Below are 12,824 nucleotides of genomic sequence, written 5' to 3'. Positions count from 1 at the left end.
GGGTGCCCTTCGGAATGTGTTCAGAGGGTGTCGGAGTCGACCTTCAGCACCAGCGAGCGCTGGTAGAGGTCCTCCAGGTACGCGGGGAACGAGGGCTCCGCGCCGGTGCCGATCGGCACGACGGGCAGGCCGTCGGCCGCCTTGAGCAGCCGGGGGCTCGCCGTGTGCAGCACGCCCCCGCGGCCGATGACCTGGGCGAGCAGCAGGCGTTCGTGCGTGGGCAGTCCGTCGAGCTCGGGGGTGGTGAAGGCCCGCCGGAGGTCGTCCTCGTCGTACGGGACCCGGTCGATGGCCAGGTCGGTGTGGAGGACGTCCATGAACGGGTAGTAGTCGTCCTGCACGCCCCGCTCGTAGCCCCACACGAGGTCGTCGCAGCGGCCGACCTGCTCCCAGTTCATGAAGACCCGGCCGGCGTCCCCCGCGGCGAGACGGGCCGCGAAGAAGGACTTGGCGGCGACGCGGACGGTGTCGTCCTCGCTGTGCATGCCCATGAAGAGCGTGGCGTCGATGAACACCGTGGGGGCGTGCTCGGTCGCCTCGGGGGTGGCGTCAGGCCGCATAGCGCTCGAGCACCTTCCGCATCCGCTCCATCGCGCCGGCGAAGACCTCGGGCTCGCGGGCCAGGGCCAGGCGGACGAAGCGCTCGCCCTTCTCCTTGGTGTTCCAGTAGAAGAAGGTGCCCGGCAGGACGTACACCTCCTCGTCGAAGAGGACGGCCTGCAGCTGGGTGGCGGTCAGGTGCTCCGGCTTGATGCGGAACCAGGCGACGCTGGTGCCGACGACCGGCTCCTGGAACTCCAGGATGGTGCCGTCGAGGGCGGCGCGGGCGGCGTCGCCGTTGGTCCTGATGATGTCGCGGACCGAGGCGAAGCCGTCGGTGATGGAGTCCTCGATGTACTGCGTGACCATGTTGAGGACGAACGGCGACACGTTCAGGAGGACGCTGGTGTGGAGGTTGTAGACCTCCTCCTGGATGTTCCGGCTGGCGGTGATCATGGCGCACTTGGCGTCCTGGATCGGCCAGGTCTTGCCGGTGTCCTCCATGACCATGTAGGTGACGCCGGACTCCTCGAGGAGCTTGTAGATGTCGACCCGGCCGATGCCCTCGTCGCAGAGCGCGAAGGAGGCGAAGCAGAAGTCCATCACGAGGACCTTGTCGTGGTCCACGCAGTAGCGCACGACCTCGGCGAAGCCCTCCAGCTTCTCGGCGAGCAGGGTGAACCCGGTCGGGTTGTTGGGGTCGACCAGGTAGATCGCGTCCGCGTCGATCGACTCGACGAGGCGCTCGTAGATGGCGTCCTTGTCGTGCAGCACCGACTCGTCGACCGGCCCGAGCGGCACCTGCATGTTGCGCAGCAGGTCGACCAGGTTGTCGAAGCAGGGCTCCACCAGCTGCACCGACATGCCGCGCTGCTTGAGGAACATGCCGGCCACCATCGTGGAGACGCTGGCGGAGTACGAAAGAAGCGTGCGGTCCATCGCCCGGGCGGTGGGCTGCTGGTGCAGGCGGAAGAAGGCGTCGACGAACTGGCGCTCGAAGTGCGCCTGCTGCTTCGACTCGGACTCGTGCCAGAGCTCCGGAAGCCGCGAGACGATGCGCTCCTGCGAGGCGGACTGACGCTGGTGGGTGTGGGCGTCGGCCAGGTTGAACCGGGTCTTCAGGGCCTCGATCTCGTGCTGGGTGAGGTCGACGAAGGTGCTGACGTCTGCCTTGTCGGTCAACGACATGAAGAACTCCCGCTGTCGATACGAAACTCGTCCGGAATTCCGGCGGCGTGAATGACTGTAGGAGCTTCGAGCGGCCTTGCGAATAACGGCCGGGTCACGCAATTAATAATCACCGCGATGTTCTGCGGAGGGAAAAAAGGAACGACGGCCAGGCATTCCTCGAATAGGAATGCCTGACCGTCGTTCGCCTTGTTCGGCCGCGCCGGCGGCTTGTTCCGCTATTCAGTGGCGGCCCGCAGCAGGATGTCTTCGTACACCTTCGGGTCGTCCGAGGCGATGACCGGCCAGCCGATGCCGTACGCCCCCTCCCAGCCCACGTCGATGCCGGGGTTGGCGTGGTCGGAGCCGTCGGGCAGGAACAGGTGGGGGCTGCAGTTCACGCGGTCGCTCTTCGACAGCGCGGCCTGGTCGGCGAGGGTCCGGCGGGCCCGCCCGTCGTCCAGCGCCTCGGTGAGGGCGTCGACGTCGACGGCGCCCGTCTCCGCGGCCACGTCCAGGATCACCTTGCGGTGGCTGATGCAGCGCGACTCGGCCCAGAAGGCCCGGCGCAGCCCGAGGTCGAGCTGCTCCGAGGCGTTCAGGCTCTGCTCCTTGGCGGCGAGCACCGCCTCCAGGGCGGGCAGCGTCGTCGAGGGGTACAGCCAGTCCTTGGCCTGCCACAGCTGCCAGCCGGCGGCCGGCTCCAGGCTGGCCATCCGGGCGACCTCGCTGTCCGTGCCGGGGCGCGGGCTCGGGGCGTCGTTCAGCAGTTCCAGGGGGAAGGCGCGCAGGTCGAAGGAGACCTGCTCCTCCAGGCCGAGGCGGGCCCGGGTGGCGTGCAGCCGGTGGATGGCGATGTGCGCGAAGGAACACCAGATGTCGGAGAAGACGGTGACGACTCCGCGCGGCGGGGTCAGGTCGGCGGTGGTCGGGTCGGACATGGTTCTCCTCGGTTCAGGTGCGCGGGCGGAGCGGTGCTCAGCCGGCGGTGGACTCGTGGGCGTCGAGCGCCGCCTCGAGGTCGAGGTCGGCGCCCGGCAGCCAGGCGGGCAGGGACGGGATGCGGGCCATCGCCTCGAAGAGCCGGGGCACGGCGGCCTCCTCGACGGTCGGCCCGTGGGCGCTGAGCAGCCGCGCGGGGCGCAGTGCGGCCAGCTCGTGGACGGGACGGAGGAACTTCGCCTCGTCGACCAGCGCGGTCCACGGGGCTATCGCACGGTTCAGGACCTCGAAGCCGTGGAAGAATTCCTCTTCGGAAAGGTCGGTGAAGTCCTGGCGAATTTCTTCGACGACGGTGCCGAAGCTGTCGGAGCTGTAGAGCGTTCCATCGGAATGGTCGAACACTGCGAGGGTTCCGGGTGAATCGAAGGTGGGCGGCCGGTGAAAACTCAGCTCACGGTCTCCGACTTTCACGCGATTTCCCGGGTTCGCGGTTACTACCCGTTCCTGCGGAATGCTGAACTCTTCCGATATTCGCGTCAGTGATATCGCGTTGGCGAGCACCTTCGCCTGCGGCGCGGCCTCCAGGATCCGGGCGAGGGCGCCGGTGTGGTCGCGGTCGTCGTGGGTCACGACGACCCAGCGCAGATCGGCCGGGTCGATCAGCGACCAGAGGGAGTCCAGGAAGCCCTCCCGGTCGACGGGCATGCCGGTGTCCACGAGGAGCGGCTCTCCGGACCGTAGGAGGAAGGCGTTCACCGGCTGGTCGCCGAGACCGGGGATCGGCAGGGCCGAGGGGAGGACGTGGATGTCCGGCCCGGCGGTGTAGGACGTCTTCATGATCAGCCTTTCATGAGGCACCGATCGGGCCGGGGCCCCCGGGCGGGGACCCGGGGGAGGCCGGCCTCGGTCAGACGAGCTGGATGGTCAGGGAGCCGGCGATCAGCAGGGCGAGGCCCAGGGCGCGCGGCTTGGTCAGGGAGCGCTGCGGGAGCTTGAACAGGCCCTTGTGGTCGATCAGGGCCGAGGTCAGCTGCTGCCCCGTCACGGTCAGGGCGATGGTCACGGCCGCGCCGATGGTGGGGATGAGCAGGAAGGTGCCGGTGACGTACGCGGCGGCGCAGGCGCCACCGAGCCAGCCCCACCAGGGCATCTTCTTCAGCGGGGCGATCTTGGGCTTCGGGGTCTTCCGGGTCGCGTAGAGCACGAGCAGGACGACGGCGATGGTGAAGGTCGCCACGGCGAAGCTGATCACGGCGACGGTGATGGGCTCCTTCAGCTGGGCGCGCAGCTGGGCGTTGACCGCACCCTGGATCGGCAGCACACCGCCGGCGACGATGCCGAGGACGAGCCAGCCGGCGCGGCCGGCGCTCGACATCTTGGGCGCGCCGGGAGGGGCCGCGGCCTTCATGCCCCGGATGATCACGACGATGCCCGCGAGGACGGCGAGGGCGCCGAGGACGATGCCGACGCTCAGGTCCTTCTGCTTGAGGCCGAGGAGACCGAAGAGGTCGAGGGCGAGCGAGGCGAACATCTGGCCGGTGACGAAGAGTCCGACGGCGGCGAGGGCGCCGAGCCGTGGGAACAGCAGGATGCCGCTGGTGATGTACAGGGGGCTGGCGAGTCCGCCGAGCAGCTGCCACCACTCCACGTCGGGCAGCTTGCCGAGCGCGCCGAGCGCGCCGGCCGCCACCGCGAGCACGACGAGCAGCGTGGTCGCGACGCCGAGCTGGATGGTCGAAGCGCCGTACGGGGTGCCGACGGCCGAGTTGAGCTGGAGGTTCACCGAGGCCTGGACGGCCAGGAGGCAGCCGACCAGCAGGGCCGCGGCGAGGAGCGCGGTGTGCATCTGGATCTCCCTGGGGCGGGATGGCGAGCGGATAAGTGGACACTGAGTCCGTTTAGCATGCCATGCAACATGGCAAACGGACAAGGTGTCCACTTAGCCCCGGGGGAAGTAAGGTCTGGTCCATGAGCGAGGAAGAGCAGCGAGGTCGTGGAGCCTCCTCCGTGCACCGGGTCGGCGGGCTCCTCGGTGATCTGCAGGCCGCGGAGGAGCAGCCGGTCGCCCCGCGCAGACGTGCGGACGCGGAGCGCAACCGCGCCCAGATCCTGGCCGCGGCCGAGCGGCTCTTCGCCGAGCAGGATCCGCGGTCGGTCACCATGGACCGGATCGCCAAGGCCGCGGGCGTGGGCCGCGCCACGCTGTACCGGAGCTTCCCCGATCCGTCCTCGGTCGCCGTGGCGCTGCTCGACGAGCACGAGCGCCGGCTGCAGGGGCAGCTCATCTACGGACCGCCGCCGCTCGGCCCCGGCGCGCCGGCGGGGGAGCGGCTCGCGGCGTTCTACCTGGCGATGCTCGATCTGCTGGAACGGCATCTGCCGCTGGCCCTGGGGGCGGAGACCGGTCCCGCGCGCTTCCGGACGGGTGCCTACGGCTTCTGGCGCGTCCACGTCCGGACCCTGCTGGTCGACCACGGGGTCGGGGACCCGGATCCGCTGATCGACATCGCGCTCAGTCCGCTGTCGCCCGAGCTCTTCCAGTTCCAGCGGCACGAACTCGGCCTGTCGACCGAGCGCATCGGGCGTTCACTGGCGGACTTCGCGCGCCAGTTGCTGCAGTCAGGAGGCGGTCGCTGACCGCCCCTGCGACGAGGCCTTCGAGGAGGTCTTCGACGGCGCCGGGGTCGCCGGGCCGGCCGGGTGGACGAGCCCGGGCAGGATCAACTCCCAGATGCGGCGCAGTCGTTCCTCGGCCGGATCGTGCAGGGCTCCGCTCTCCGCGGGCCAGAGCCCGTCGGCCGGCGCGCTCGGCAGGCGCATCTCCAGCTCGACCCCGGTGATCACGTAGCCGATCAGCGCCGCCACCGCCGTCGCGTCCACGCCCGGCCGCAGGGCGTTCTCCGCCACCGCGTAGCGCGCCAGACGGCCCACCTCGCGCCGCCAGGGGCAGTCCTGCCCGGGTCCGGGGTCCGTCGACTGCAGCTCGCGGGCGAGGCGTTCACCGGCCCGCGCCATGTGATCGGTCTCGAAGAGCCGGATCAGCGCATGGGTCGTGATGACCAGCTTGTCGATCGCGGTGCCGCCCACCCCCTCGGTGGATAAGCAGGCCGATTCGACCGTGATCCGGGTGACCGCACGGGCCCGCCCGCGCACCGCGGTCGCCAGGTCCGCCTTGGTGGCGAAGTGGAAGACCAGGGCGCCCGTGGTCACCCGGGCCTCGCCGGCGATCCGCGCCAGGGACGCCCGCTCGTAGCCCACTCTGTCGAACACTCGCGCCGCCGACGACAGGATCTCCTGTCTCGTCCGCTCCGCCCGCTGCTGAATCGCCATGAGCTCCCCCGTGGACTCGCGAGAAAAAGCCGGAGCCGGAGCGTTATCTTCCGGCCCGCGCCTGTGACCGACTCGAAACTATCCGGCCGGGGAGCGGCGAAACGTGGCTTCTCGTCCGCCCGGCCGGAACTGGGGCTTGACGCGCGTCCTTCTCCCAGGTCGCGGGCGCCCGGCCCGTGCGGACCGCCCGCGAACTGACCGGAACCGGGGGTATGGCCTGTCAGGTGGATTCAGCCGTTCCGGCCGTCACGGAAGCCCGCGCCCGGGAGCGGGATACGGCCACGCCCGCCAGGCACAGCGCACCCCCGGCGAGCGTGAGCACGCCCGGCAGCTCGCCCAGGAACACCCAGGCGAGGACCACGACCAGGGCGGGCACGGCGTACGTCGTCGCGCCCATCCGCCCCGCGGTGGTCCGGGCCAGGGCGTAGGCCCAGGTCGTGAACGCGAGGGCGGTCGGGAACACCCCCAGGTAGACCATGTTCAGGGTCGCCGACAGCGGGGCCCGGCCCGCCTCCTCGACCAGCTGCCCCGCGAACGGGAGACAGGCCACCGCCCCCACCAGGCAGCCGAAGGTCGTCACCTGGAGCGCGCTGCCGTGCGCGAGCGCCGGCTTCTGGGCCACCACCCCGCCCGCGTACGCCACCGCGGCGAGCAGGCAGAGGACCACCCCGAGCACGGAGGCGTGCGCGCCGGGGCCGCCGCCGGACATCGACAGGCCGACGGTCACCGCGCCGGCGAAGGAGACCGCCATGCCCGCGAGCAGCCGGGGCGGCAGCGACTCCTTGAGGAACCGCGCGCCGAGCAGGGCGATGAGGATCGGTCCGATGTTCACCACCATCGCCGCCGTGCCCGCGTCGACCTCCTGCTCGCCCCAGTTCAGGACCACCATGTACACCCCGAACCAGAGCAGCCCCGAGGTCACGATCCCCGGCCAGGCGGCCCGCGGCGGGAGTCCCTCCCGTCGCACCAGGAGCACGGTCCCGAGGACGAGAGCCCCGGCGAGCAGCCGGCCGAGGGCGAGGGCGCCGGGGGAGTAGGCCGCCCCGGCGCTGCGGATGGACACGAAGGCGGAGGCCCACAGGACGACGGTGACACCGGCGGCGGCGAGCGCGAGCCGGGCGGGTTGCTTCTGCATGGCTCGACCGTAGGGTGCGGACCCTTCGGCGTTCACCGCAATATCGAGGGGTGCGTGGGCGGGCACCCCGGCCCGCCCGCCCCGCTCATCGCAGCGCCGCGGCCGCGATACCCAGGCCGGCCCGCAGGGCGGTCTCGCCCTCCGGTGTCACCTTCACCGCGCGCTCGGACCCGATGCGGACGCACCACCCGGCGTCCAGCGCGTGCCGGCACAGTGCGGCGCCCGCGATCCCCGCGAGGTGCGGGCGGCGCTCGGTCCAGTCCAGGCAGCCGCGCGCGACGGGCCGCCGCCCCTTCCGTACGAGGGCGATGCCCTGCTCGTCGAACCAGGCGAGGCCCCGGTCGGTGAGCGCGAACCCGGTGTCCTGGCGCAGCAGTCCGCGCTCCGTCATCGCGTCGGTGATCGCGATGCCGAGCCGTCCCGCGAGGTGGTCGTAGCAGGTCCGGCCGCGCGCCATCGCCTGCCCGGCGCTCGCGGCCCGCAGCGAGCGCGGCGGCGCGGGCACCTCGGGCTCGGACCGGGCGGCCAGGTCCTCGACGAGGTGCGCGATCCCGGGGTCGGCGAGGCGCACGTACCGGTGCCGTCCCTGCCGTTCCTCCGCGAGCACCCCGCCCGCGACCAGTTTCCCGAGGTGCTCGCTGGCGGTGGACGGCGCCACCCCGGCGTGCCGGGCGAGCTCCCCGGCGGTCCAGGCCCGGCCGTCGAGCAGGGCGAGCAGGAACGCGGCGCGGCTCTCGTCCGCGAAGAGCGCCGCGAGCGCGGCGAGATCACTGGCTGCCATGGCTCAAGCCTGCCGCACTCACGCTTCGGCGGTGGCCGAACTGTGAGATGTCCGGGGGCGGGCCGGGAGCGCCTCGTACTGGAGCCGCAGACCGTCGAGCAGTGCCGTCAGGCCCGTCTCGAAGGCGCCCTCGTCGACCTTCTGGCGGTGCTCCGCGAGGAGGTGGGCCCGGCCGAGGTGGGGGTAGTCGGCCGGGTCGTAGGCCGTCTCGTCGTCGACGAAGCCGCGGGCGAAGGAGCCGAGGGCGGAGCCGGTGATGAAGTACCGCATCAGCGCCCCGATGGAGGTGGCCTGGGCCGGGGGCCATCCCGCGCGGACCATCGCGCCGAAGACGGCGTCGGCGACCTTCAGGCCGGCCGGGCGGCGGCCGGGGCCCTGGGCGAGCACGGGGACGATGTGCGGGTGGTCGGCGAGGGCGGCGCGGTAGGAGACCGCCCAGTCGTGCAGGGCGGTCCGCCAGTCCCGGCCGTCGTCCTCCGCGAACATCGACAGGTCGATCTTCGCGCTCACCGCGTCAGCGATCGCGTCGAGGATCTCGTCCTTCGTGCGGAAGTGGTTGTAGAGCGAGGGCCCGCTCACCCCGAGTTCGGCGGCGAGCCGCCGGGTGGAGAGCGCGGCGAGGCCCTCCGCGTCCACGAGCGCGCCCGCCGTCTCGACGATGCGTTCTCGGCTGAGCAGGGGCTTGCGCGGTCGGGCCATGGCGCACATAGTAGGCCCGCACAGCAAAAACTAGCAGTGGTAATTAAATGGCCGAGTGGGGTGGCACCGCATGAATCTGGAACTGAGCGAGGAGCAGGAGGCCGTACGGCGGCTCGCCGAGGACTTCGTCGCACGTGAGGTCACCCCGCACGCCGTCGCGTGGGACCGCGCCGAGGAGGTGGGCCGGGGCATCGTGAAGAAGCTCGGCGCCGTCGGCTTCCTCGGGCTCACGATCCCGGAGGAGTACGGCGGTTCGGGCGGCGACCACCTCGCGTACTGCCTCGTCACCGAGGAGCTGGGGCGCGGCGACTCCTCCGTCCGCGGCATCGTCTCCGTCTCCCTCGGCCTGGTCGCCAAGACGATCGCCTCCTGGGGCACCGAGGAGCAGAAGCGGGAGTGGCTGCCCCGGCTCGCGTCCGGCGAGGCGCTCGGCTGCTTCGGCCTGACCGAGCCGGGCACCGGCTCCGACGCCGGGAACCTGGCCACCCGCGCCGTCCGGGACGGCGACGCGTACGTCGTCGACGGCAGCAAGATGTTCATCACCAACGGCACCTGGGCCGATGTCGTACTGCTCTTCGCCCGCACGAACGACACCCCCGGCCACAAGGGCGTCTCCGCCTTCCTCGTCCCCACCGACACCCCCGGCCTCACCCGCCGCCCCGTCCACGGCAAGCTCGGCCTGCGCGGCCAGGCCACCGCCGAACTCGTCCTGGAAGGCGTCCGCGTCCCGGCCGGAGCGATGCTGGGCCCCGAGGGCAAGGGCTTCGCCGTCGCCATGTCCGCTCTCGCCAAGGGGCGCATGTCGGTCGCCGCCGGCTGCGTCGGCATCGCCCAGGCGGCCCTCGACGCGGCCGTACGGTACGCGGGGGAGCGCGAGCAGTTCGGAAAGCCCATCGCCTCGTACCAGCTGGTCCAGGAGCTCCTCAGCGACATCGCCGTCGACGTGGACGCCGCCCGGCTGCTCACCTGGCGGGTCGCCGACCTGATCGACCGGGGCCAGGACTTCGCCACCGCCGCCTCCAAGGCCAAGCTGTACGCCTCCGAGGCCGCCGTCCGCGCCGCGAACAACGCCCTCCAGGTCTTCGGCGGCTACGGCTACATCGACGAGTACCCGGTCGGGAAGCTGGTGCGTGACGCCCGCGTCATGACCCTGTACGAGGGCACCAGCCAGATCCAGAAGCTCATCATCGGCCGCGCGCTGACGGGGGTCTCGGCCTTCTGAGTACCTCGCTGAGTACGCGGACGGATGTGGCACCGGCCACATCCGTCCGATGCTGTGCGGCATGAGCGACACACCGGTCAAGCAGCAGAACACCGCCGCCTACTACATGCAGGCGGTCATCTCCTTCGGGATCGCGATCGCGGCCGTGGCCGTCGGGATCTACCAGCTCGACGCCAGTGGCTGGGTGCGGGCCTTCCTCGCCATCGCGGTCCTCTACCTCACGACCTCGGCCTTCACCCTCGCCAAGGTCGTCCGCGACCGCCAGGAGGCCGGCCAGATCGTCAGCCGGGTGGACCAGGCCCGCCTGGAGAAGCTCCTCGCCGAGCACGACCCCTTCCAGAAGCTCTGAGCGCGGGATCTCGCGGGCCGAGAAGATCTAAGCGCTTGCTCACCCTCGTTGTATGGTGTTCGTCCTGACGGGGTCCGAGAGGGAGTGTGGGATGAGCGCGGCGGAGGAGACGCCCGGGGGCGAGGACATGCCCTGGGGCGAGGTCACGCCCGAGGCGGCCCGGCGGCTGCTCGTGGCCGCCGTCGAGGCGTTCGCCGAGCGCGGCTACCACGCCACCACCACCCGGGACATCGCGGGACGCGCCGGGATGAGCCCGGCCGCGCTCTACATCCACTACAAGACCAAGGAAGAGCTGCTCCACCGGATCAGCCGCATCGGTCACGACAAGGCCCTGGAGATCCTCCGGGCCGCGGCCGACGGCGAGGGCACCGCCGCCGAGCGGCTCGCCGACGCCGTGCGCTCCTTCGTCCGCTGGCACGCCGAGCGCCACACGACCGCGCGCGTCGTCCAGTACGAGCTCGACGCCCTCGGCCCCGAGCACCGCGCCGAGATCGTCGAGCTGCGCCGCGAGTCCGAGGCCGTGATCCGGCGGATCATCAACGAGGGCGTCGCGGCGGGCGAGTTCGCGGTGTCGGACGTGCCCGGCACCACGGTCGCGGTGCTCTCCCTCTGCATCGACGTCTCGCGCTGGTTCAACACGCAGGGCCGCCGGACCGCCGACGAGGTCGGCGCGCTCTACGCCGACCTCGTCCTGCGGATGGCCGGCGCTCAGAAGTAGTAGCGGGAGACCGACTCGGCGACGCAGACGGGCTTCTCGGAGCCCTCGCGCTCCACGGTCACCGCGGCCGTCACCTGCACGCCGCCGCCCGCCTCCTCGACCTTCGTCAGGACGGCGGTGGCGCGCAGTCGCGAGCCGACCGGGACCGGGGCGGGGAAGCGGACCTTCTCCGTCCCGTAGTTGAGGCCCATCTTCATGCCCTCGACCCGCAGCACCTGCGGGACGAACAGCGGCAGCAGCGACAGCGTCAGGTAGCCGTGCGCGATCGTCGTGCCGAAGGGGCCGGCGGCGGCGCGCTCCGGGTCCACGTGGATCCACTGGTGGTCCCCGGTCGCCTCGGCGAAGAGGTCGATCCGCTTCTGGTCGATCTCCACCCAGTCGCTGTGCCCCAGCTGCTCGCCGACCCCCGCGCGCAGCTCCTCGGCGGAGGTGAAGATCCTCGGCTCGGCCATGTTCCCTCGTCCCTTCTCGTACGGCATACCTAATGGTCGGTATCTAAGCGCTTGCTCAGCATGTGGGCTGCGGAGGCCGCTGTCAACGGCCGCCAACGACAGACCAGTAGGGTTCCCCGAGTGCCGCAGATTCCAGAGAAGATCCACGAACTCACCGTCGGCCAGCTGTCCGCCCGCAGCGGGGCCGCCGTCTCCGCCCTGCACTTCTACGAGGCGAAGGGGCTCATCAGCAGCCGCCGCACCGCCGGCAACCAGCGGCGCTACGGCCGCGACACCCTCCGCCGGGTCGCCTTCGTCCGGGCCGCGCAGCGGGTCGGCATCCCCCTGGCCACCATCCGGGAGGCGCTGGCCCAGCTCCCCGAGGAGCGCACCCCCACGAACGAGGACTGGGCCCGCCTCTCCGGGGCCTGGCGCACCGAACTCGACGAGCGCATCAAGCAGCTGGGCCGGCTGCGCGACCACCTGACCGACTGCATCGGCTGCGGCTGCCTGTCCCTGGAGACCTGCGTCCTGTCCAACCCCGACGACCGCTTCGGCGAGCAGATGGCGGGCTCCCGCCTCCTCCCCGTACGCCGCCCGGCGGCCGAGGGCGCCGCCGACTAGAAGCCCGTCCGCCCGTACGCGAGGGCCGCCGTCACCAGTTCGGCGTTGGAGCGCGCCGGGGTGCCGTCCGGCAGGAGCAGGGTGTCCTCCAGACCGATCCGGGCACCGGCACCCAGGCGGCGGGCGAGCCGCAGCACCGGCCAGGCGCCGTCCTCCTCACCGTGCAGCAGAACCGGGAGACCGTGCACCTGTACCGGGAGGCCGTGCGGCGGCGCGGGGGCACTGTGCACCTGTACCGGGAGACCGTGCGGCGGCGCCGGGGGACCGTGCACCTGTACCGGGGGACCGTGCGGCGGCACGGGGAGACCGTGTGCCGGCGCCGGGCGCCCCGGCTGCACGGCGAGCGTCGAGAGCAGGGCGCGGGCCGCGGCCTCCGGATCGCCGTCCGAGCCCGCTGCCGTCACCCTCACCAGGACCCGCCGCACCCCCGGCGCCGGCGGGGAGCTCGCGAACCGCTCCGGGCCGTCCGTACCGGACCACAGCGCGGCCTCGACCCCGACCCCGCGCTCCAGGAGCGCTGCCACCACCGCCTCGGCACCCGGCTCGTGCCAGTCGACCGACACCAGATCGGGGAGCACCGTCCAGGACCGGATCCGCTCCACCCGGCGGCCGGGCTCGGGCTCGGCCGACGCCGCCGTCGTGACCGGCACCGGGGCTCCCGCCACCGCCGACACGGCCGGCCGCAGCTCCGCCAGGACCGGCGCGAGCACCCGGGGGGAGAGCGAGGTCCGGCCGCACGGCGTGCGGGGATGCACCCGCACCTCCCCGGCTCCCGCCGCCACCGCCCGCGCCGCGGACTCCGCGAGCGACTCCGGCGACATCGGGACGACCGCCGAATCCCCCGGCCCCCGCGAGCCGTTGAGACACACCTGCAGCACCGCGGGCG

The 12,824-nt window shown here is 71.9% G+C and carries 16 protein-coding genes; 5 read left to right on the top strand and 11 right to left on the bottom strand.

The window, feature by feature from the left end; all coding sequences use genetic code 11:
* Window positions 1–20: 20 nt before the first annotated feature.
* From IE237_RS30785 to IE237_RS30765, 5 genes are all read right to left on the bottom strand, one after another.
* Window positions 21–560 carry a DUF6190 family protein gene (locus IE237_RS30785; protein ID WP_189805410.1) on the bottom strand — a complete coding sequence of 180 codons (540 nt, stop codon included), beginning with the start codon at window positions 558–560 and terminating at the stop codon, window positions 21–23.
* The gene (locus tag IE237_RS30780) at window positions 550–1,728 is read right to left on the bottom strand and encodes an aminotransferase class I/II-fold pyridoxal phosphate-dependent enzyme (RefSeq protein WP_189805409.1); all 1,179 of its coding nucleotides are present in this window, start codon (window positions 1,726–1,728) and stop codon (window positions 550–552) included. The genes IE237_RS30785 and IE237_RS30780 overlap by 11 nt, the downstream gene beginning before the upstream one ends.
* 218 nt (window positions 1,729–1,946) lie before the next feature.
* Window positions 1,947–2,648 carry a DsbA family oxidoreductase gene (locus IE237_RS30775; protein ID WP_030691206.1) on the bottom strand — a complete coding sequence of 234 codons (702 nt, stop codon included), beginning with the start codon at window positions 2,646–2,648 and terminating at the stop codon, window positions 1,947–1,949.
* 37 nt (window positions 2,649–2,685) lie between these two features.
* Window positions 2,686–3,486, bottom strand: a complete 801-nt coding sequence (locus IE237_RS30770) for an MBL fold metallo-hydrolase (RefSeq protein ID WP_189805408.1) — start codon at window positions 3,484–3,486, stop codon at window positions 2,686–2,688.
* A 70-nt stretch (window positions 3,487–3,556) separates the two neighbouring features.
* The gene (locus IE237_RS30765; protein ID WP_189805407.1) at window positions 3,557–4,495 is read right to left on the bottom strand and encodes a DMT family transporter; all 939 of its coding nucleotides are present in this window, start codon (window positions 4,493–4,495) and stop codon (window positions 3,557–3,559) included.
* 122 nt (window positions 4,496–4,617) lie between these two features.
* Here IE237_RS30765 and IE237_RS30760 point away from each other — a divergent pair, with 122 nt between their 5' ends.
* The gene (locus tag IE237_RS30760; RefSeq protein ID WP_189805406.1) at window positions 4,618–5,286 is read left to right on the top strand and encodes a TetR/AcrR family transcriptional regulator; all 669 of its coding nucleotides are present in this window, start codon (window positions 4,618–4,620) and stop codon (window positions 5,284–5,286) included.
* On the opposite strand, the gene IE237_RS30755 is transcribed toward IE237_RS30760, so the two are convergent.
* The 4 genes from IE237_RS30755 to IE237_RS30740 form a co-directional block, all read right to left on the bottom strand.
* Window positions 5,269–5,979 (bottom strand): TetR family transcriptional regulator, encoded by a 711-nt coding sequence (locus IE237_RS30755; RefSeq protein ID WP_189805405.1) that lies wholly within the window; start codon window positions 5,977–5,979, stop codon window positions 5,269–5,271. The genes IE237_RS30760 and IE237_RS30755 overlap by 18 nt on opposite strands.
* A gap of 220 nt (window positions 5,980–6,199) precedes the next feature.
* Entirely contained in the window at window positions 6,200–7,114 is a 915-nt protein-coding gene (locus IE237_RS30750) for a DMT family transporter (RefSeq protein WP_189805404.1), read from the bottom strand.
* Between the two features lie 85 nt (window positions 7,115–7,199).
* On the bottom strand, window positions 7,200–7,895 hold the full coding sequence (locus tag IE237_RS30745) for an ArsR/SmtB family transcription factor (protein ID WP_189805403.1): 696 nt from the start codon (window positions 7,893–7,895) through the stop codon (window positions 7,200–7,202).
* Window positions 7,896–7,913: 18 nt separating this feature from the next.
* Window positions 7,914–8,603 (bottom strand): TetR/AcrR family transcriptional regulator, encoded by a 690-nt coding sequence (locus tag IE237_RS30740; RefSeq protein ID WP_189805402.1) that lies wholly within the window; start codon window positions 8,601–8,603, stop codon window positions 7,914–7,916.
* Between the two features lie 61 nt (window positions 8,604–8,664).
* On the opposite strand from IE237_RS30740, the gene IE237_RS30735 reads away from it, so the two are divergent.
* The 3 genes from IE237_RS30735 (at window position 8,665) to IE237_RS30725 (ending at window position 10,883) form a co-directional block, all read left to right on the top strand.
* Window positions 8,665–9,816 (top strand): acyl-CoA dehydrogenase family protein, encoded by a 1,152-nt coding sequence (locus IE237_RS30735; protein WP_189805401.1) that lies wholly within the window; start codon window positions 8,665–8,667, stop codon window positions 9,814–9,816.
* 61 nt (window positions 9,817–9,877) lie between these two features.
* Window positions 9,878–10,165 carry a YiaA/YiaB family inner membrane protein gene (locus IE237_RS30730; protein ID WP_189805400.1) on the top strand — a complete coding sequence of 96 codons (288 nt, stop codon included), beginning with the start codon at window positions 9,878–9,880 and terminating at the stop codon, window positions 10,163–10,165.
* A 91-nt stretch (window positions 10,166–10,256) separates the two neighbouring features.
* The gene (locus IE237_RS30725; RefSeq protein WP_189805399.1) at window positions 10,257–10,883 is read left to right on the top strand and encodes a TetR/AcrR family transcriptional regulator; all 627 of its coding nucleotides are present in this window, start codon (window positions 10,257–10,259) and stop codon (window positions 10,881–10,883) included.
* Here IE237_RS30725 and IE237_RS30720 read toward each other — a convergent pair.
* Window positions 10,874–11,335: a MaoC family dehydratase gene (locus IE237_RS30720; protein WP_150159851.1), complete on the bottom strand. Its 462-nt coding sequence runs from the start codon at window positions 11,333–11,335 to the stop codon at window positions 10,874–10,876. The genes IE237_RS30725 and IE237_RS30720 overlap by 10 nt on opposite strands.
* A 120-nt stretch (window positions 11,336–11,455) precedes the next feature.
* Between IE237_RS30720 and soxR the strand changes: the two genes are divergently transcribed.
* Window positions 11,456–11,938, top strand: a complete 483-nt coding sequence (gene soxR, locus IE237_RS30715; protein ID WP_189805398.1) for a redox-sensitive transcriptional activator SoxR — start codon at window positions 11,456–11,458, stop codon at window positions 11,936–11,938.
* Here soxR and IE237_RS40980 read toward each other — a convergent pair.
* Window positions 11,935–12,816, bottom strand: coding sequence for a 3-keto-5-aminohexanoate cleavage protein (locus IE237_RS40980; protein WP_229842987.1), 882 nt, complete (start codon window positions 12,814–12,816; stop codon window positions 11,935–11,937). The two genes, soxR and IE237_RS40980, sit on opposite strands and share 4 nt — an antisense overlap.
* Window positions 12,817–12,824: the final 8 nt, after the last annotated feature.

This window comes from Streptomyces tanashiensis (assembly GCF_014648895.1).
GTDB classification, from domain to species: Bacteria; Actinomycetota; Actinomycetes; order Streptomycetales; family Streptomycetaceae; genus Streptomyces; species Streptomyces tanashiensis.
This window is presented reverse-complemented; position numbering and strand designations above follow the sequence as displayed.

What these genes read in the sequence shown, in the direction of transcription:
- IE237_RS30735 (WP_189805401.1), top strand. Translation starts at nt 8,665, where the DNA reads ATGAATCTGGAACTGAGCGAGGAGCAGGAGGCCGTACGGCGGCTCGCC.
- IE237_RS30760 (WP_189805406.1), top strand. Translation starts at nt 4,618, where the DNA reads ATGAGCGAGGAAGAGCAGCGAGGTCGTGGAGCCTCCTCCGTGCACCGG.
- IE237_RS30745 (WP_189805403.1), bottom strand. Translation starts at nt 7,895, where the DNA reads ATGGCAGCCAGTGATCTCGCCGCGCTCGCGGCGCTCTTCGCGGACGAG.
- IE237_RS30785 (WP_189805410.1), bottom strand. Translation starts at nt 560, where the DNA reads ATGCGGCCTGACGCCACCCCCGAGGCGACCGAGCACGCCCCCACGGTG.
- IE237_RS30775 (WP_030691206.1), bottom strand. Translation starts at nt 2,648, where the DNA reads ATGTCCGACCCGACCACCGCCGACCTGACCCCGCCGCGCGGAGTCGTC.
- IE237_RS30740 (WP_189805402.1), bottom strand. Translation starts at nt 8,603, where the DNA reads ATGTGCGCCATGGCCCGACCGCGCAAGCCCCTGCTCAGCCGAGAACGC.
- IE237_RS30765 (WP_189805407.1), bottom strand. Translation starts at nt 4,495, where the DNA reads ATGCACACCGCGCTCCTCGCCGCGGCCCTGCTGGTCGGCTGCCTCCTG.
- IE237_RS30725 (WP_189805399.1), top strand. Translation starts at nt 10,257, where the DNA reads ATGAGCGCGGCGGAGGAGACGCCCGGGGGCGAGGACATGCCCTGGGGC.
- IE237_RS30780 (WP_189805409.1), bottom strand. Translation starts at nt 1,728, where the DNA reads ATGTCGTTGACCGACAAGGCAGACGTCAGCACCTTCGTCGACCTCACC.
- IE237_RS30770 (WP_189805408.1), bottom strand. Translation starts at nt 3,486, where the DNA reads ATGAAGACGTCCTACACCGCCGGGCCGGACATCCACGTCCTCCCCTCG.
- IE237_RS30730 (WP_189805400.1), top strand. Translation starts at nt 9,878, where the DNA reads ATGAGCGACACACCGGTCAAGCAGCAGAACACCGCCGCCTACTACATG.
- IE237_RS30720 (WP_150159851.1), bottom strand. Translation starts at nt 11,335, where the DNA reads ATGGCCGAGCCGAGGATCTTCACCTCCGCCGAGGAGCTGCGCGCGGGG.
- IE237_RS30750 (WP_189805404.1), bottom strand. Translation starts at nt 7,114, where the DNA reads ATGCAGAAGCAACCCGCCCGGCTCGCGCTCGCCGCCGCCGGTGTCACC.
- IE237_RS30755 (WP_189805405.1), bottom strand. Translation starts at nt 5,979, where the DNA reads ATGGCGATTCAGCAGCGGGCGGAGCGGACGAGACAGGAGATCCTGTCG.